Genomic DNA, 20,534 nt, shown 5'->3' on the forward strand with positions numbered 1-20,534 from the left:
GCGCCTCAGGTCGCTTCCTGGAAATCCATTTCCGGCGGCTGCCGACGGAAGCCACCGGTGAGCACCGCGAGGTAAACCACACCCACCGCCAGCCAGCTCAAGCCCAGATAAATCGCCAGATGATCGAGGCTGACCATCAGCCACAAATCCGCGACCAGACCAATAAATGGAAAGAGCAGAAACAGCACCAGTTCACGCAGGCCTTTTTTCTCGCCGCCGATCCAGTAATGGAAGATCACCGACAGGTTGACCAGACTGAACGCCAGAAACGCGCCGAAGTTGATGAACGAGGTCGAGGTGGTCACATCGAGTTTCAGCGCCAGCAACGCCACCACGGCGCAGAGCAGGATGCTGTTGACCGGTGTGCCGAAGCGCGCGTGCAAGGTGCCGAAGAACGACTTCGGCAGAACGCCGTCACGGCCCATGGCGAACAACAGTCGCGAACCACTGGCCTGTGCCGACAGCCCCGAAGCGAACTGGCCGACAATCAGACCGATGAGGAAGATCGACACAAACAGATCACCGCCAATGTTGCGGGCGATTTCATAAGCCGCCGAATCGACGCTGTCGAACTGGAACGACGGGTGTGCGATCTGCACGAAGTACGACACACCAACGAAGATCAGCCCGCCGATCAGTGTGATCAACATGATCGCTCGCGGAATGGTGCGGCGTGGGTCGCGGGTTTCTTCGGTCAGGGTACTGACCGCATCGAAGCCGAGAAACGAATAGCAGGCAATCGCCGCGCCGCTCATGATCAGCGGCATTTGCATATCGCCATTGAAGAACGGTTTGATCGACCACAATGGCGTGCTCGCATCGCCACCGATGTAGTGCACGCAGAGCGCGACGAAAGCGATCAGCACGAGGAACTGCACCAGCATCAGCAAGGCGTTGATGCCGTTGGCCAGTTTCAGACCGATGATGTTGATTGCGCTGGTGATGCCGATGAATGCCAACACCCAGATCCATTGCGGGATCGACGGGAATGCCGAAGCCAGATACGCCGCACCGATCAGCCAGATCGCCATCGGCAGAAACAGGTAATCGAGCAGCACCGCCCAACCGGCGATGAAACCGAGCTTGGGGCTGATCGCCTTGCGCACGTAGCTGTAGGCGGAACCGGCGACCGGGAATGCGGCGGCCATGCGACCGTAGCTCATCGCGGTGAAGAACATCGCCACCAGCGCCGCCAGGTACGCGGCGGGGACCATGCCGGCGGTGGATTGGGCGAGGATGCCGAAGGTGCCGAGGACAATGATCGGCGTCATGTAGGCGATGCCGAACAGCACCACCGACCCTAATGAAAGGGTGCGTTGCAAACGAGCCATGGGCGACTTACTCCGAATGTTATTGGATTTATGGCAGAGCCGGGTTCGGCGAATGTTTTCGGGTTGGTTTTGTTGTTCTGGTGTTGTTTGAGTTTTAGGTTCGACTTGAAATCTTTTCCCCCTCACCCCAGCCCTCTCCCCCAAGGGGGAGAGGGGAAAGGGAGCCGATCTCCATGGGTTTCAAATCCTGAGTTCGATCTTGAATTCGCAGTTTCAAACCCTGAGTTCGATTCGCAGTTTCAAATCCTGAGTGCGGCTCGGTATTTCAGGTCGGCGTACCTCGGACAATCAGCTCGGTCAGTCCCCTCTCCCTCCGGGAGAGGGCTAGGGTGAGGGCAGCGGTCAACGGCGTGGAATCAACAATTCACGAACACCATCGCCGCGTTCCACCACCTCCCCCGGCAACTTCAAACGCTGATCATCCAGATAGCGATAATCCTTGCGCGCAATCTCTAACCGGTCGAAATCCAGCTCAACGCAGAACGTCCCTTCTTCACGCCCGGCCTCGAACAACAGCGAGCCCAGCGGATCCACCAGCGCACTGCCACCCGCGAACATCAAACCGTCATCCCCCGCTTCAACGCGATTGACCATCAACGCAAACGCCTGATTCTCCTGCGCGCGGGCCATGATCGCGGTGCGGTGGGTCGGCGCGTACGGGTCCATGTTGCCGTTGGTCACGATCAACAGTTCGGCACCCAGTTGCGCCAACGCACGGGCCGACTCCGGAAACTCGATGTCGTAGCAAATCAACAAACCGACACGCACGCCGTGCCACTCGCACGTGGCGTAACGGTCGCCCGCCTCGAACACGCCGCGATCCGACGCCCACAAATGCGTCTTGCGGTATTTCAGCGCAATACCTTCAGGGGTGATCAGCAACGTGGTGTTGTAGAAGCGACCGTTGTCGTTCTCGGCCATACCGATCACCACGGCGATGTTGTGTTCACGCGCGGCGGCCAGCACGGTGCTGACGGTCGGACCATCCAGCGGTTCGGCGGTGTGCGCCACGGTCTCGGCCGTCGGGAAGCCCATCAAATGGGTTTCCGGGAACACGATCAGCTGCGTGTCCGGCGCACACGCGGCAATCGCTGCCAGTGCGCGTTCGAGGTTATATGCCGTGGCATTGTCACGGCCCGCCAGTTGGGCGAGTTCGACTTTCATGAGGGTTCCCTTGTTATGAGCGCCGGGCGCTGAAAGATTGCCCGGTGGCTGTCTGTGGGCCAGTATGCGCAGCAAGCGAGCGGCCAGGGAATTACGCGGCCGGGGTAACCCGATAGGGGTAGATCGATGACACTTTCGTTTGACGACATCACCTGGCACCGCGCCGTCGGGCAATTGATCGATGCGCTGGACAAGCCGAATTTCTGGGCACAACTAGTGCGACTGCTCGACCAATACGTGCCATTCGATAGCTGGGTGGCGCTGCTGTTCAGCGCCGATCAACACCCGCAGGTCTTCGCCGAATGCCCCGGCGCAGACGGCAGCCCTGACCCGTTGTTTCAGGATTATCTGCGCGGTCTGTACCTGCTCGACCCGTTCTACATCGCCTGCCGTGAGCAAACGCGCACCGGTTTGTATCGCCTCTCGGAAGTGGCACCGGAGCATTTCGAACTGACCGAGTATTACCAGCGATACTTTCGTCTGAATGTCGTGGCCGACGAAATCCAGTTCAATTGTCAGCTCGAAGGTGATCGCACGCTGTGTCTGTCGCTGGGCAGTGAAAAACGTTTCACTGGCGAACATATCGCCTTGCTGTCATTGATCCAGCCCTGGGTGCTGGGCCTGCTGCGCCAGCGGTTACCGTATGAAATCAACGAAACCGTGGCCCTCGCCGCCGCCCCTGTCCGGGCAGACTGGCGGGTGCAACTGGAAGCGTCAGTGCAACAACTCAAAGGTGCGCAACTGACCGCCCGCGAGCTGGATGTCGGGCGTTTGATGCTCAGCGGTTGCTCCAGTAAAGAAATCGCCCGTAAGCTGGAAATCTCCGTAGAAACCGTGAAAGTCCATAAGAAACACATGTACAGCAAGCTGGGGATCAAATCCCAGTCCGAGCTGTTTTCGATATTTCTTCAGGCGCAAAACGCCTGATCGTTTGGTGAAGTTGCTTTTTGTGGGAGCGAGCCTGCTCGCGATGGCGTCGGGTCAGTCAAATCATTTGTAGCTGATATACCGCTATCGCGAGCAGGCTCACTCCTACAAGGGAATGTGTTTATCCCTGAATCTTCGCTGATTATTCCGAGTCCGAACCAAGGAAACCGTATGAGCCTGTCACTCCTGAGCCGCTACGCCTTCTTTGCCGTCTGCGTGATATTTACCCTCGCCAGCCTGCCTTTCCTCGAACATGACTGGCTGTGGCCAATCACTGCGGTCACCGGCGTATTGAGCCTGATCGGTCTGTTCGACCTGCTGCAAAGCCCGCACGCCGTTCGCCGTAACTACCCGATCCTCGGCAACATCCGTTACCTGGTCGAAGGCATCCGCCCGGAGATCCGCCAGTACCTGCTGGAATCCGACAGCGACGCCCTGCCCTTTTCCCGCGCGCAACGTTCGCTGGTCTATTCGCGAGCGAAAAACGAAACCGCCGACAAACCCTTCGGCACACTGATCGATGTCTATCAATCCGGTTTCGAATTCATCGGCCACTCGATGCGCCCGGCGCCACTGAGCGACCCGAGCAGTTTCCGCGTCACCGTCGGCGGCCCGCAGTGCAGCCAGCCGTACTCGGCGTCGGTGTTCAACATCTCGGCGATGAGCTTCGGCTCGCTCAGCGCCAACGCCATTCGCGCGTTGAACCAAGGCGCGAAACTCGGCAACTTCGCCCACGACACCGGTGAGGGCAGCATCAGCCCGTATCACCGCGAACACGGCGGCGACCTGACCTGGGAGCTGGGCAGTGGCTACTTCGGTTGCCGCACCAGCGATGGCCGTTTCGACCCGGAACGCTTCGCCACCCAGGCACAGAATCCGCAAGTGCGGATGATCGAAATCAAGATGAGCCAGGGCGCCAAACCCGGCCACGGCGGCATCTTGCCCAAACACAAAGTCACCCAGGAAATTGCTGAAACCCGTGGGATCCTGATGGGCGAAGACTGCGTGTCGCCATCACGCCACAGCGCGTTTTCCACGCCGATCGAAATGATGCAGTTCATTCAGCAACTGCGTGAACTGTCCGGCGGCAAACCGGTGGGTTTCAAGTTCTGCCTGGGCCACCCGTGGGAGTTCATGGGCATCGCCAAAGCCATGCTGGAAACCGGCATTCTTCCGGACTTCATTGTCGTCGATGGCAAGGAAGGCGGCACCGGCGCCGCACCGGTCGAGTTCACCGATCACATCGGTGTGCCGATGCGCGAAGGCTTGCTGTTTGTGCACAACACGTTGGTCGGCCTGAACCTGCGTGACAAGATCAAACTCGGCGCCAGCGGCAAGATCGTCAGTGCCTTCGACATCGCCAGCGTGCTGGCCATCGGCGCCGACTGGGCCAACTCCGCACGCGGCTTCATGTTCGCCATCGGCTGCATCCAGTCGCAAAGCTGCCACACCAACAAATGCCCGACCGGCGTGGCCACGCAAGATGCTCTGCGCCAACGTGCGCTGGTGGTGCCGGACAAGGCGCAGCGCGTGTTCAACTTCCACCGCAATACCTTGAAGGCGCTGGCGGAAATGCTCGCAGCGGCCGGGCTGGAACAGCCATCACAACTGTCGGCCAAGCATCTGGTTCGGCGCATGTCGGCGACCGAGATCAAACTGTTCTCGCAGTTGCATGTGTTCCTGAAACCGGGGGAATTGCTCACCGGAGAAGTGAATGGCGAGTTCTATTCGCGGATGTGGCAGATGGCGCGGGCGGACAGTTTTGAGCCGCAGGAAGTGGCCGCGGCTTAAGCGTGAATGAAGCGTCAGTCTGTACAACCGATTGACGCTTCAGCTTTGCGTTCAGGCAGCAGAAAAAACAGCACGATTTGATGTCGACTGAGTTCTCGTTCCAGACATTCGCCCGTCCTCATAGCTACGCCTCTGTTGACTGCCGCGCGGGATTGGAAAGCACTAGAGCTTTGAACCTTCTCGCAGGCGTTGTATCGCTCTTTCAGATCGGCGGTGATGTCCCGTTCAGCCTTGCCAGGCGATCAGTGGCACGGGTAACAAAAAAGCCCCGATCTCTCGACCGGGGCTTCGTTGTTTACGCAGCTACAACTTACGACGCCGAACGCACCGCGCCTTGCGCTACGTTGGTCGGTTGCAACTTGAACACATAGAACAACACGGTCAGCAGCACCAGGAACGCCGGGCCCACATACAGCGCCACGCGCGTGTCCGGGAAGTACGCCATCAGGCCGACCACCAGCACCAGGAATGCCAGCGCAAAGTACGAGCTGATCGGGTACAGCCACATCTTGTATTTCAGTGCCGCACGTTCGCTGGCGCTCAGGCCTTTGCGGAATTTCAGCTGGGCCAGCAGGATCATCACCCAGGTCCAGATCGCACCGAAGGTAGCAATCGAGGTTACCCAGACGAAGACTTTCTCCGGCACCAGATAGTTGAGCATGACGCCCAACAGCAACACCGCAATCGACAGCAACAGCGCTCGACGCGGTACACCGTTATTCGACGTCTTGGCAAAACCGGCCGGCGCCTGACCGTTCTGCGCCAGGCTGTAGAGCATGCGCCCGGTGCTGAAAATGCCACCGTTGCACGACGACAAGGCTGCGGTGATCACCACGAAGTTGATGATGCCGGCGGCGGTCTTGATGCCCAGACGCTCGAAGGTCATCACGAACGGGCTGCCCTGGGTGCCTATTTCGTTCCACGGGTAGATCGACAGAATCACGAACAGTGCGCCGACGTAGAACAGCAGAATCCGCCAGAACACCGAGCCGATCGCATCGGGAATGGTCTTCTGCGGGTTCTTCGCTTCACCGGCGGTCAGGCCAATCATCTCGACGCCCAAGTAGGCAAACATGACCATTTGCAGCGACATCAGCACGCCGGTCACGCCGTTGGGCATAAAGCCGCCATGGGCCCACAGGTTGGAAATCCCTAGGGCCACGCCGTCATTGCCGAAGCCAAAGGCGATGATGCCGATGCCGCCGATGACCATGGCGATAATCGTGACGATCTTGATCAGGGCGAACCAGAATTCGAACTCACCGAAGGCTTTCACCGCAATCAGGTTGATCGAGCCCATGCTGACCAGCGCCGCGAGGGCCCAGATCCAGCGCGGTACATCGGGAAACCAGATGCCCATGTACACGGCCACCGCGGTGATTTCCGCGACGCAGGTCACCAGCCACAGGAACCAGTAGTTCCAGCCGGTGAGAAAGCCCGCCAATGGGCCAAGGTAGTCTTGCGCGTAGCGGCTGAACGAACCGGCCACCGGATTGTGCACGGCCATCTCGCCGAGGGCGCGCATGATCACCAGGATCGCCAGACCGCCCAGGATGTACGACAGCATGATTGCCGGGCCGGCCATTTCAATGGCCTTGGCCGAACCTAGAAACAGACCGACGCCGATACAGGCACCGAGCGCCATCAGGCGAATATGCCGTTCGCCGAGTTCGCGTTTGAGCGGACCGCCCTGAGCGGTGTCGCCGTGAGGCAGTTGATTGCCGACTGGCATAGGGGTGCAACCTCGTCTTGTTATTGGATATGACCACCGAGTGTCGAAGCGTCGGCCGGTAGGCCTTGGCTGCTGTGAAACCGCGTCAGCTTCGTGGGCAAACGCGTCTTGCAAGACAACCTGCAAGATCAGCGGGACGTGCAGTATAAAAACCTTGTTGCAGGTCTTTTCACTCTATAAACCACAAGATTCAGCGGGAGTTGCCACAAATGCGCAAGCTGGTCGGGAAGATCAACTGGTAGCTGTAGGAAAACTCGCCACTAAAAACGGCGGCGAGTATTGCACAACCTTGGTGCGTCGTCTTTTCAACGCGCGTTTTTTATCCTCAGGAATCTGCCATCAAGCTGCGTTACTTTGCCGTGTCGGGTTGACCACGGTTTTCACGACTTTGGAACCGGTTCTGATGACCTTGTCCTGAAAAAAAGCCTTGGCCACTCGGGTTGGCTTGTCAAAAAAACCGGGATCTTTAACGGAATACTGGGCGATGGTCGGGGCACCATACTGGGCTTGGTAGTGAAGCACCCATTCACCCGTAGTCCGCTCATATTTCATGTAAGCAAACCCCGTCAGAATCATGTACGCGTTGCCGTTTTCATCATTACGCAAGCCGTAATCCGGAAACTCCATGGCGGCACTCAATCCCCAACCATGTTCGTGGCCGGGCAGATCGTTGTATTGAGCAGCTTCTTTGCCTGCTTCCACGTGTCTTACGCGCAGGACGTTTTCCCCCATCTGATCGACGATAAAAGAGCAGCCGCTGAACCCAGGTGTAAACACATGATCGGGCTCACCCCATCGAGGGTGAACGGGAATGTCGACATATCCTCCCTGAGGCGCCCAATACCCCGATAACGCATTGGTCTGATGTGGCAGTTCGTCAGGAGTGCTCCACACGCTGATAGCGTTGAATTCGCCTTCAACCACGCCGGAAGTTGTCATCCTCTGCATGGAAAAAATCATCTGCCCTCCTCCTTCGGCATGGGTCATTTGCGGATCTATCTTGCGGATATCCGACCAGAACTGGGACTTGAAAAGATCAGTGCTGATAGAAAGATTATCGAATTGCGGGGCCGCCAGTGCCTGATGAATATTCGTCGGCCTGCTGGTGAAAGGGACAAATTCAAACGGCCCCCAGTCGTAGGAAAGATGGCGAACATCGTTGAGCGTGACCACTTCGATCCGAGGCTCCCACAGACCGTTGGGCAAACGCTCGCGCTGGAACGGCGGGCGCACCCAGACCGGCCTGGCAGAGGTACCTGGCTGCGGTTCGCCAGCGATGTCCGTCTCATGCGGATCACCGGTGATATTGCCGCCGAACAGCGACTGCGGTTGCCATTGATCCGGCGCCACTTGCCGATACCGGCGAGCCGCAAGTTCGTTGAAAGCGGAATCGACAAGGACGACGTCGACAACCTCCGCGTTAAGGGTGAAATCATTCTTGACGCGGTACACCGCGACTTTGCCCCGCTCATCGATATTGCGAATATAGCGGCGCTGTCCGTCAGCACTTTGCAAGATGCCTTTACCTGCCGGGCTGAAGCGGGACACTTCGGATGGCCTGACGGCATAGCGACGAAACTGCCTGTTACTGAACCCGGCAGGTGTCGGTTCGACTTTTGTCGAAGGAGGTGGCAACGCATGTTGCCATTCGCCAGCCCCGTCTTGCTCAACCAGCGGCTGATAAGCCTGCGGTTTGTGCGGATGAAGAATTCTCGATTGCCCGGTGGCCGGTTCGATGACTGTCTCGAAGACGCCGTCCTCGACCTTCACATAGTGCTTGTTGCCGACCGCAAATTGATTCTGTGGATCAGGTTTCACGTCTGCCAACGAGACGTCGCTTCGATAAGGTTCGAGGTCAGGCTTCCACAAACGCTTCTGTCCAGCAGGCGTTTCAATCGGCGTGAACTCCGAATGAACGCCGGCCAACAACGGAAGAGACGCCACACCAATACCGATATTTTCCAGCACGTCGGTGATGTGTTGCCAACCGGCTTCCTTATCGCCCTTGCTGAGTTCCTCAAGCCCTTCCAGCACTTCGTCCATCATTTGCACGGCCGACACCCCGAGCATGACCAACCCCAATGGCGGGACGGCAAAAGACAGCACATTGAGTGCGGCCAGGCCGACTTCGAGGAATACCGAGAGCAAGGACTGCTCATCCCGCACGTCGGCATCGGCATTGGACACAGCAGCATCGCGGGCATCACTGAAAATCCGCTGGTTGAACTCGCGCTGCAATGTTGTCCAGATGTCATAGTGCTGGGCCCAGGGATCACCCGATGGGTCCAGCACCCTGAGCTGCAAAAGAAAATCGGGCTGATGTTTTTGCCGACGGGTTTCATGATCCCACAGCCGTGGTTTGCCTGACGCCGTTGGAACCTCTTCGGTAAAGCTGTAGTAGAACGTCGAACGATCCTTGTAACGCATGAACCGGCTGAAGAACTGTTGATAGGCCGTTGGCGCGTTGGGCGAGTCACTTTCAGCGCGACGCACGAACTGTTCGATCAAACGGGCCTTGAGTGCCGTCACTGTTGCGTAGTGCTTGACGGGATGATCGGGATCGTCGGGAATGTAAGCGATGAAACCGTTATTGGCGTAACCGTCAACGGTCGGCAGCAGGTCGTCCAGAATGCTTTCATCGTCCGGGTCGGCGATCTCGAAAATGATACAGCTGTGCACGGGCAACTCATTGAAACTCAAGCTGCGATACCACAGCGTCTTACCGTCTACGTGAACGGGTTCCTTCCCTCCAACACTCGACATCAACGCTTCAAAATGCTCCCGGCGAATATCACCCTTACATAACGCAATGTAACTCGCCGCCTTCAGCGCTGCTTTCTGGTAGTTGACGAACAGTTTATTCAGCTTGTCCCGAGCACTGCTGTCACCCCAGCGCAGTTCAGTATGCAAATGGGCCTGATACTGTTTGCCGATATCAAGCAGCCTGCACAACTCAATAAACTCATGAACACCAAGTCCGACCTCGACAGCCCCCCTTCCAGACGCCGTCATATAGCAATTCGGCTTGAAGAAGAACATTGCCTTTTTTTCAGCCGGACAGTTATGCAGGGCGGCGTCAAGCAGCGAAGCGGGCGCAACTTGCGAGGTGTGAAAATCACTTTTACCGGACAAATCCACCTGCACCCGATTGACGTCCAGATCCAGACCGGACCTTTCCTTGATGGCCCTTGCCAGCAAGGGTGCGGCGAATTCATGAGGTGTTTTCACCGCTGCCATGGCGTTATTCAGCACCGTGTGCGCCGTCACACTTTCTTCTATCAGGCGTTGAGCTTCTTCGCGTTGTTTCGGCGACGCACTCTTTAACCATTGTGGTGCATTGGCATCAAAACCTTTTAACATCTCCAAGTTTTCTTTTGACATTTTCAACAGTGGTGACGGCGTTGCGGCGGCAACAATATCAACATGTTCGGCAATACTAAAAACCTGACCACGAAACTCAAACATGGCGTTATCCCAGACAAATAAAATTGAACGCCGAGTTAACACCAAAACATTCAACAGCCGAAGTTCTCGAGTACTACCAGACTTTAGCAACTTGAATTCATAAAAATAACCGTCGCTAAAAAGTTACACGTGTGTGTTTTTGATGCGACGTCTCTCGACCCGCCCACATCGCATCGCATGTTCCGTGCCGTACCTCCCGGCCGGCCGCGACCGCACATTTTTTTCACCAGCGCCAACCACCGTCTAAGCTTCAGACAGGTCCGATCAATCTGCGTAAATGGATCAATCGACTATGGGCGCTTTGTGGCAAACCGATTCGAGTAAAGCCGTGGTTCCGACTGAACGTGTGGATGATCAAGCGCCTGTCCCTGAAAAACCCCGCCGCAGCCGGCACGGGTGGAAGGCTTTCTGGTTATTGCTGCTGATTATCGCAATCGTGGTAGGGCTGGCGGCTGCCAAGGAGATGCGTACCTCTCGTTTCCAGTCCCGTGAACTCAGCCAGTATGCGGCGTCCCTGACTTACAAGCTTGAGCCAGGGCCCAGCGAAGCGATCCGTTATCCGGGCAACGGGCCGTTCGATATGCGCCTGGGTTACAGCGCTCTCGATGAGTTTTTGCCGCGTCTGCTCAAGCGCAACTATGTCGTGACCCAACAGACGCGTTTTTCGCCCGCCCTGCTCAGCTACACCGACAAAGGCCTGTTCGTGCCCTATTCGGAGAAGATTCAGGCCGGACTGTCGATCACCGATTGCCGCGCCGCACCGTTGTACAAGTACAACTATCCGCAACAACTGTATTCGAATTTCGCGGCCATCCCGCCGGTGGTGGTCAGCAGCCTGCTGTTCATCGAAAACCGCTTTCTGCTCGACACCAAACAGCCGTTGGCCAACCCGGCCGTGGACTGGCCGCGGTTCGGCATGGCCGCGTGGTCGCAGGTGGCCAAGGTGCTGCGCCTGCCGGGGCAGTCGGCCGGCGGCAGTACTCTGGCGACACAACTGGAGAAATATCGGCATTCACCGGATGGCCTGACCGTGTCCGGTGCCGAGAAGATTCGCCAGATGATTTCCGCCAGCGTTCGCGCTTATCAACCTGGCCCGCAAACCCTCGGTGCACGGCAAAACATCATTCGTGACTACCTCAACAGCGTGCCGCTGTCGGCAGTGCCGGGTCACGGTGAAGTGCATGGCATGGCCGAAGGCTTGCGCGTCTGGTACGGCACCGACTTCAGTAAGGCCAACGAACAGCTGAACAGCCCGGCGAGCGACCCGAAAACCATGGCGGAAAAAGGCCTGGCCTTGCGCGAAATGCTCTCGCTGATGATCGCCCAGCGTCGGCCGTCGCATTACCTGACCAAGGGCCGCGAAGAGCTCGCCGACCTCACCGACAGCCACTTGCGCCTGCTCAAGCAGAACGGCGTGATCGACACAGCCCTCGCCGATGCCGCCCTGGCCAGCACCGTCAGCTATCGCGACTGGCAGACCCAGCCGACCCTCCAGCCGATTGAAACCAACAAAGGCATCAGTGTTGCCCGCAGTCGTCTGGCAAGCATGCTCAACCGCCCGCTGTACGACCTCGACCGCCTCGACCTTTCGGCCACCAGCACCCTGCAAGGTGACCTGCAAACCCAGGCCACCGCCTACCTGAAAAAACTCGCCGACCCGGCCTACGCTGGCGAAATCGGTCTGCTCGGTGAACGCCTGCTGACACCCACCAGCACCACTCAGGTCCGTTACAGCTTCACCCTGTTCGAACTGACCCCGGACGGCTCGCGCGTGCGGGTGCAGACCGACAGTACCGACCAGCCCTTCGATATCAACGAAGGCAGCAAGCTCGAACTGGGCTCCACGGCAAAGATGCGCGTGCTCACCACTTACCTGCAAATCATCGCCGAACTGCACGACAAGTACGCCGCCATGAGCGTGCCGGAACTGAAAAAAGTCGATGTACCGGATCAGGACCGCCTCAGCCAATGGGTCATCGATTACCTGATCCAGAACAAGGATCACGACCTGTCGAAGATGCTCGGCGCCGCACTGGACCGCAAATACTCGGCCAGCCCCGGCGAGGCGTTTTTTACCGGCGGCGGGCTGCACGTATTCCACAACTTTCGCAAGGAAGACAACGGCCGCCTGCCGACCCTGCGTGATGCCCTGCGTGAGTCGATCAACCTGCCGTTCATTCGCCTGATGCGCGATGTCGTGCGCTATGTCACCTATTCCGGCCCCAACAGCAGCGCCGAACTGCTCAAGGACGACCGCGACCCGCGGCGTCAGGAATACCTGGCGAATTTCGCCGACCGCGAAGGCACCTCATTCCTCCTCAAATTCTGGAAAAAGTACAAAAACAAAGACACCCAGGCGCGTCTCGAAACCTTCCTCGACAGCATGCGCCCGACGCCGATCCGCATGGCCGCCGTACACCGCTACCTGCTGCCCAATGCCAGCCAGGAAGACTTCAACAGTTTCGTGCGCTCGCACCTCAAAGGCGCCAAGCTCACCGAGAAGCTGACCGACGACCGCCTGATCAGGCTCTACGACGCCTACGGCCCGGGTACCTACGACTTGCCGGATCAGGGCTTCATCGCCAAGGTGCACCCGCTCGACCTGTGGCTGATGGGCTATCTGCTGAGCAACCCGGACGCGACGTTCACGCAGATCGTCAAGGCCAGTCATTTCGAACGTCAGGAAGTCTACAGCTGGCTGTTCAAGAGCAAACACAAGGGTGCTCGCGACAGCCGCATCCGCACCATGCTCGAGATCGAGGCATTTCTGGAAATCCATCAGCGCTGGCAGCAAGTCGGCTACCCGTTCGATCATCTGGTGCCTTCGCTGGCCACCGCCATCGGCAGCTCTGGCGACCGTCCGGCCGCACTCGCCGAGCTGATCGGCACCCTCCTCAACGACGGCGTGCGCATGCCGACCCTGCGCATCGACAGCCTGCACTTCGCTGCCGACACACCGTACGAAACCCGTCTGGTGAATGACCCGCATGTCGGCAAACGGGTAATGCCATCGGAAGTCGCCAATGCCATGCGCGAAGCACTGTCGCAGGTGGTGGACGCCGGTACGGCGAAACGTGTTTCCGGCAGTTTCAAACTGGCCGATGGCAGTCCGCTGGCCATGGGTGGCAAGACCGGCACCGGCGACAACCGGATCGAAGCCATCGGTTCGGGTGGACGTATCCTCAGTTCGAAGTCGATCAACCGCACCGCGACCTTTGTGTTCTACATCGGCGATCACCATTTCGGCACCCTCACCGCGTTCGTTCCGGGACGCTCGGCGGAGAACTTCAAATTCACCTCGGCCCTGCCGGTGCAGGTGCTCAAGGGCATGGCGCCGATTCTGACGCCTTACCTGCAACCGGGCAGCGACTCGCAATGCCGTCCGGTGGAGGCACCCCGCATAGCCATGACCGGCCCGTTGCAGCCGTTAGCGAGGTAACAATTCGTGTCAGGCATTTCTGATTCAGGGTGACGTTTTTTCTCGCTCGCGGGTGGTATCCATGTATTTTTCAGATTCGAATTTTCGTCGGGTTAGCGCCCCGTAGCGCCATTTGCCCGCTGATCTTTGAACTTTTGTTTTACCCCCTCGCAGGTAGGCTGATCATTCCTCCAACAATCAAGGATGATTGGCCATGTCTGATTCCCCCGTGCCTGCAGCAACACCGGACAAAGGGCGGCACTACGACTTTATCGCCAGCGCAGTCGATGACAATTTCAAGACCGCCACGGTCACTCGAGTCGAGGCACTGGCGGCGACGCCACTGAACGCCCAAGCCTGGTACACCAACGCACCAACTGCCTATCTGGAAAAACTCAGAGTCGCCAATATCAAAGCCTGGGGCTCGCAGAACGAGGTTGACCGCTTGCTGGCCAGGATCGACCTGACCGCCTTCGCCACCCCATTGCTGCAGGCCAGGCTCAAGGAACGCTACGGCATTGAATTGACCAGCGACACCGACAGCGATAGCGACATCGAGCGAACGTGGCTGCACCTGTACATGCCAAAAAGCAGTCCCTGGTATGCGTTCAACCTCTCCGACGGCGTCACCGCCCGGCAGGTATCGCTGCTGCAAGCCGCCCTGCACAACTTCGCCAGCAAAGAGAAGGTCGCGGACGGTTCGGACTTCATCAGCAAACCCGACAAAATCGGCAACTTTGATGTGCTGCCGATCAGACAGACGATGAGCATCCGTCAGTTCCAGGCGCTGTGCCGGGAACTGGACATCGGCGCACAGTACAAAAAGCACCTCGAAAGCTACCTGCTGCCTGATGAACCGGTCGCTAAGGCGGTGCTGCAACACAAAGTGACGCAAAGCCAGAAAGATGCCCTGGCGGTCGCCGCGCACATTGCGTTGCTCACCCACGACATCGAGTACGACGCCTACAAAACGCTGCTCGCGCTGGCCGAGGGGCAGACCCGGCTGATGCTCAACGGCCGACGGCAGCAATGCTGCGACCTGTCGATGCTCGGTACGCGCCTGACCGGCATCCTGCTGCTGATCCCGGCGGTGCGCGACAGCCGCGGGATCAATCGATTGATTGCCTACCTGCCCAACGACCCCGATCATCCGCTCAAGGAGTATCCGTCGCCGCAGGCCTTCCAGGCCGAGCTGGCGCGCCAGTTGCGCGAAAACAAAGTCAGCGCCGTGACCAGGCAAAGCTACCAGCAGTACTTCAGCCAGTTTGTCGACCAGCAGCAGCGCGGACACTTTTTTGCCGAACTTGAGCAACGCCTGTTTATCGTCAGGTATCACCAGAAAGAGTATCCCGACGACAGCCGCCCGGCATGGCGCAAGGACGATGTGGCCAAGCCGCAACTGCGGTTGCATCACGTGCCGCTGGCACCGGACTACTGGACACACGCCTACCAAAAGAAACTCGACAAGATCCTCAACGATGCCCGCGAACTGGCCGTGTCCACCGCCGATGCCGACAGCAAGGCGCGCTGGGCCTGGTGGGACAACTTCAAGAAGATCGTCTCGGACATCTTCAATGCCGCACTGTTGATCGCCACACCGTTCGTGCCGGGGCTGGGCGACTTGATGATGCTTTACACGGCTTACCAGATCACCACCGACGTCATCGAAGGGTTGGTCGACCTCGCGCAAGGGCTCTGGCAGGAGATGGGCGAACACATCATCAGTGTGGTCACCAACGTCATTCAACTGGCGGCATTCGGCGCCGGCAGCCAGATCGGCGACGCTTTCAAGTTGAAGCTGTCACCGCTGGTCGAAGGCATGAAACCGGTGAAACTGCCCAATGGCAAACCGGCGCTGTGGCACCCGGATCTGGCCCCTTACGAACAAACGAAACTGATGCTGCCGGCCGCTTCGAAACCCGACGGGCATGGCCTGCATCAGATGGGCCGCGAAACCCTGCTGCCATTGGAAGGCAAACTCTACAGCGTCGAAAAAGCCTCGACACAACCGACCTCGAAAACGCACCGGATCAAACACCCGTCACGCCCCAACGCCTACCGGCCGAAGATCGAGCACAACGAGCATGGTGCCTGGCTGCACGAAGCCGAAAGTCCGCACGACTGGGCGGATCAGACCCTGATGCAGCGCCTGGGGCACAACGTCGAACGGTTCACGCCCACTGAGCTTGAGCAGATCCGCATCAGCAGCGGCACCGCCACCGATGCATTGCGCCAGATGCATGACCACAACAGCCCGCCGCCACCCTTGCTGGCCGACACCATCAAGCGCTTTGGCACGTATGACGACGTCCAGCTATCAAGCACCCACATTCGCGACGGCCAGCCGCTTGCCCCCGACGCCGTCTGGTTTGAACCCATTACCACCGGCTTGCCCGGATGGCCTCGCGAACGGGCGTTGCGGGTGTATGAACATGCCGATTTGCGCGGGTCTTCACGCCAATACGGCAACCCCGCTGCGACAGCGGCGAACACCCTGAACATCAGCCACGCAGAGCTGAACAATGGCGAATTGCCCGAACGCCTCGCAGGCTTTCTCGATGATGCCGAGTGCAAGGCCCTGCTCGGTCGTGACGTGGCGTCTGCGCAACGTCCCCAGGCCCTGCGCGATCTATTGGCCGAGGCGGTGCTGGCCCGTCGGGGCGAGGTGGCCGAGCGCCTGTACCAGGCTGGCGAGCGCTCGAACAAGGCCGATATCCGCGTGGTGCAACAGACATTTCCTCAAATGCCGCTGACGCTGGCGGAAAAACTGCTGACCCAGGCCAGCCCCGCTGAAGTGCAGCGTATCGTCGATGACAACCGCTTGCCGCTGCGGATCAAGGCACAAGCCCGGGAACTGAATTTCGAAGCCTCTACTGCTCGTGCCTATGAGGGTTTTTATCGCGACGACAGCGTGGTGCCCGACACCGAACGGCTGGCACTCAACGCACTCAAGGTGCACACCGATACCTTCGCCGATCTGCGCATTGAAGTGCGCGATGGCGTCCATGATGGTCCGTTACGTTGCAGCGCGGGGGCGGATGACGCCACCCTTGTGCGGCGGCTCGTTCGCAATGAACACGGCCAGTACGAGGTGCTGGATGGCAACAACCGCGCCCTCCATGAACCCAGTGATTTTTATCAGGCCACGCTCGATGCCCTGCCCGAGGACAAACGTACGGCACTGGGCGACACAGGCGTCGATGCTGGCCGGTTCAAGTCGTGGATCATGGAAACCACCGCAGCGCCGAGCGAGCGCAGAACCTTGTTGGCTGAACCGCCCATTCGCCGGGTAGCGACAATTGAAACAGAAACCCTGGTGCGCGGCTGGCCGACCTTCTTTGGTGAGCTTACGCCAGAGCAGAGGATCAAAAAGCTGTACCCAAAGATGAACGAAAGGGAGGTCGAGACGTTCATCAAGGTGCTCAAGCGCAAAGGCGGTCACGAAGAGGCCATCCAGCGACTGGAGAACGATCGCAAGGCACTGAAAGACATCCTGCAGCGGTGGCGTGACAGCTATCGTCAGGACACCGACAGTTATGGAGAACCCATTCCAGGACCACCCGGTGAATACCTGCACAATGGCGGACGGTATCTCGAGGAGCGCTTGCTCCAGTGTTTCGAACGCCAAAGCGAGATATTCGGAGAACGCCGCAACCACCCGGAACAGGGCTACGCCCTGGACCTGTCCGCCGATTTTTCCGGCCCCGACCTTGAAAAATGGTGGCGGGCGCTGCGCCAGCAACCGGGCATCGACCTGCACCTGGCCCGGATCAGAGCCCTGAACCTCGATAACGCAAACTTTTCCAAAGCCGCCGATGGCTTGCTGAGCAGCTTCCCGCATCTGAATCAACTGAGCGCTCGCCAGTGCGGCCTGACCCAGGTGATACCGGCGATTGGCAGGATGCGTCAGCTTCGGGAGCTGGATCTGGCCGATAACAAAATCAGCCTGACCAGCCCTTCCGATGAGCCGTTCAGTGAGCTGACACAGCTGCAAACGTTGAACCTGAACGGCAACCCCTTGCGCCATCCACCCGATATCGGGCGGATGGATCGGTTGAATGAGCTGAGTCTGGCCAACACCGATATCCAGACCTGGCCCCAAGGTCTGTTCAAGGTCGGTGATATGGACACACCGCGTCTGCGCAGTTTCATGCTGGACATGCGCCAGGCGCCGATCGATACCCTGCCGCAGGTCACGCCCGGCTCCGACCAGGCGTTCATCCTCAGCCGGGCGCGATTTGATCCGGGCAGGCTTGCCCCTCTCGACCGGATCCGTTACGGCGACTACCGTGAGTCCACGGGTTTGACCGCGCAGCAAGTGATATCACCCGCAGCCGGCAATGAGCTTTCCTATTGGCGAGATCTGCCCAAAGACCATGGGTTCAGCCCCTCGGCGCAACTCGCAAAGTACCGCGAGGAGTCCTGGCATGACGTGTGGGCAGAGCCCGGCTCCGAAGGTTTTTTTGCTGTCATCGCCTACCAGAAAAACAACGGGTTCTACCAGAACTCAGCGTCACGTCCCTACCTGACCAGGCGGGTCTGGGAAATGATCGATGCTGTCGCCGTTGATTCGCGACTGCGCGCAAAACTGTTCAGCGAAATCACCTCGCCACAAGACATCAACAATGCCGGCGCCCAGCTTTTCAACGCCATGGGCATCGATGTGTTGGTGGCCAAAGCCTATGCCGAGTCGCCATCGGTCGAGGTGCTGGACGACAAACTGGTCCGGTTGGCCCATGGCGCTGCGCGTCTTGACCGAATGAGCGACCTGGCCAACGAGGAGGTCAGCCGCCAGGCACAAAGAACCCGGCTGGACCCGACGCAACCGCCACCGCATGAAATGAACGTGCATATCGCATTCGAGACAGGACTGGCCGAACGTCTGGAATTGCCCTGGCATGCCGAAAGCATTCCATTTCAACCGGCCTCGGGTGTCAGCCAAAAGACCATCGATGCCGCCTACGACGCAATCATCAAACGTGAAGCCGGCGATGGATTGGTCAACGGCATGATCGATTTGTACGGCGATGCCTTCTGGGAGCGTCATTTGCGCAATACCCACCCGGATCGTTACGCGACAAACGACCTGCATGCCGCGAACAAGATCAGTCTGCTCAATGAATTGCGCCAGGCGCAGGCGCAATGGGTCGACGAAAGTGATCTGTCGCGCCTGAACCCGCTCGCCCGTCGAATAATGCTTCTGGCAGATCAATTGCAGCTCGCCCACGTTGAGGTCTTCAGCGGCGAAAAAATGAGCCAGGCCCGTTACGACAGACTGGTGAAGGACATCGGTTATGCCCGCAACGATTTATCCCGACAATTGACCCGCCAGGCGCTGAGCCGGGCCGGACTCTGAATCTCGAACCAGGCCAGCCCCTTTCCCGGGGGCTGGTGACCTCAGCCCACCTCCGAATCCCAGATCACCATGACGTTGCCCGAATAGCGGCGCGATGTTCCCTCCTTGATCATTTCATCCACCGCGTCACGGGCCACTTCGAAATGCAGCGTGCCGACCTTGCGATCCAGATAGAACCCGGGCTGAAACAACTCGGTGCCACTGCCATCGCGCAGCAACCGGCGGCGATTGACCGGCTGCCCCGCGCCATCGGTCAACCCGTTGGGCAGGCTGACACTGACTTCCAGCGGTGCCTCATGGCCGGCGTTCGCTTCCCACAGCGCGCAGTTGTTGCCCATGACGTACTGGCACTCGATGCTCATCTTGAAGCGGCTCGATGCCGAAATCGTGAACGTCTGGTCGCGCATCAGCCGGGTCGGCTTGCGCCCCTGATTCAGCCAGGACTGCCAGCCCCCGAGCGGTTCCAGCACCACACGGTTGCCGCCGGGAGGAATATCGACCTTCATGGTGTGCGTGACCTTCAGATTGAAATTGAGGGTCAGCATCGAGTCGGACGGGATCATCACATCGCCCATGTCGAAATCCAGGTTCGGGCCAACGGTGTAGGTGATGGAACCGGTGTAGTCGCCCGACTCCATCTTCAGCGGATCCGGTGTGCGCAGTTCGTAGGCATAACCGAAATACAGGTAGCGCATGGCCTGCGGAATGTCGAACAGCGCCTTTTTCGCACAGGTCCCGGCCCCTTCCGGTACTCTCCAGAAACTGTTGTAGCCCGAGGGGCCGGCGCTGTTCCATCCGACGCCCTGGCAGGGCGGCGGAGCATACGTCCAGCCACCGCCTTCCCACAGCTCGTCCCACCAGCCGCCTCCGGTCAATTCGTTTACCGGTCGCGGCAACGCCAGTTCGTGACCGATCCCGGCAATCCTGATCTGCAATTTGTGCGTATCGCCTGACGAATGGGTGACTTGCACATCCCGCCAGTCCGACGGAATCCGCGCCATGCCGCCCTGACGCGGATCGGTATGGTTGGCCAGAATCGGCGCATTGGCCGCGAACGGAATGCGCGCGATCAGACTGAACAGACCGACCGGTTCACAAGCCTGCGGGATCTGGCGACAGAACCCCTCTGACGGCGTCTGGTTCTTGAACTGATTTCGTTGCGGGTTGGCAAAGTCCGGTTCGAAAGTGGCGTCAATGTCATGCACTTCAGCCGATGCCGCACCGGCCACCAGCGTCAGCACCAGACTGCTCCACGCGCTGCGCTTTGTCAGGCGCAGACACCTTCTGAACACATTACCCATGGTCGTTCTCCATAATGACCTCGGAACATCCGAAGCTTCCCTGTCAACA

Annotated in this window: 9 protein-coding genes; 4 read left to right on the forward strand and 5 right to left on the reverse strand. The window is 58.8% G+C overall.

The genetic code is table 11. The features are described 5' to 3' along the window. Window positions 1-5: 5 nt before the first annotated feature. Both CKW17_RS25215 and CKW17_RS25220 read right to left on the reverse strand, forming a co-directional pair. Window positions 6-1,331 carry an APC family permease gene (locus tag CKW17_RS25215; protein WP_095122410.1) on the reverse strand — a complete coding sequence of 442 codons (1,326 nt, stop codon included), beginning with the start codon at window positions 1,329-1,331 and terminating at the stop codon, window positions 6-8. A 342-nt stretch (window positions 1,332-1,673) separates the two neighbouring features. After that, on the reverse strand, window positions 1,674-2,495 hold the full coding sequence (locus CKW17_RS25220) for a carbon-nitrogen hydrolase family protein (protein WP_095122412.1): 822 nt from the start codon (window positions 2,493-2,495) through the stop codon (window positions 1,674-1,676). Window positions 2,496-2,621: 126 nt separating this feature from the next. Here CKW17_RS25220 and CKW17_RS25225 point away from each other — a divergent pair, with 126 nt between their 5' ends. After that, complete coding sequence (locus CKW17_RS25225) at window positions 2,622-3,422, forward strand: LuxR C-terminal-related transcriptional regulator (protein ID WP_095122414.1); 801 nt, start codon at window positions 2,622-2,624, stop codon at window positions 3,420-3,422. 171 nt (window positions 3,423-3,593) lie between these two features. Next, complete coding sequence (locus CKW17_RS25230) at window positions 3,594-5,213, forward strand: FMN-binding glutamate synthase family protein (RefSeq protein ID WP_095122415.1); 1,620 nt, start codon at window positions 3,594-3,596, stop codon at window positions 5,211-5,213. 310 nt (window positions 5,214-5,523) lie between these two features. Here the strand turns inward: CKW17_RS25230 and CKW17_RS25235 are convergent, their stop codons facing one another. Beyond that, the gene (locus CKW17_RS25235; protein WP_095122417.1) at window positions 5,524-6,945 is read right to left on the reverse strand and encodes an amino acid permease; all 1,422 of its coding nucleotides are present in this window, start codon (window positions 6,943-6,945) and stop codon (window positions 5,524-5,526) included. A gap of 339 nt (window positions 6,946-7,284) precedes the next feature. Next, window positions 7,285-10,410 (reverse strand): dermonecrotic toxin domain-containing protein, encoded by a 3,126-nt coding sequence (locus tag CKW17_RS25240; protein WP_095122420.1) that lies wholly within the window; start codon window positions 10,408-10,410, stop codon window positions 7,285-7,287. Between the two features lie 292 nt (window positions 10,411-10,702). On the opposite strand from CKW17_RS25240, the gene CKW17_RS25245 reads away from it, so the two are divergent. Further along, the gene (locus CKW17_RS25245) at window positions 10,703-13,849 is read left to right on the forward strand and encodes a transglycosylase domain-containing protein (protein ID WP_095122422.1); all 3,147 of its coding nucleotides are present in this window, start codon (window positions 10,703-10,705) and stop codon (window positions 13,847-13,849) included. Window positions 13,850-14,042: 193 nt separating this feature from the next. After that, window positions 14,043-19,184, forward strand: a complete 5,142-nt coding sequence (locus CKW17_RS25250; RefSeq protein ID WP_095122424.1) for a dermonecrotic toxin domain-containing protein — start codon at window positions 14,043-14,045, stop codon at window positions 19,182-19,184. 41 nt (window positions 19,185-19,225) lie between these two features. Here CKW17_RS25250 and CKW17_RS25255 read toward each other — a convergent pair whose 3' ends face one another. Further along, complete coding sequence (locus CKW17_RS25255) at window positions 19,226-20,485, reverse strand: hypothetical protein (protein ID WP_095122432.1); 1,260 nt, start codon at window positions 20,483-20,485, stop codon at window positions 19,226-19,228. Between the last annotated feature and the right edge of the window lie 49 nt (window positions 20,486-20,534).

The sequence above is a fragment of the Pseudomonas sp. Irchel s3f10 genome (assembly GCF_900187515.1).
Lineage (GTDB): Bacteria > Pseudomonadota > Gammaproteobacteria > Pseudomonadales > Pseudomonadaceae > Aquipseudomonas > Aquipseudomonas tensinigenes.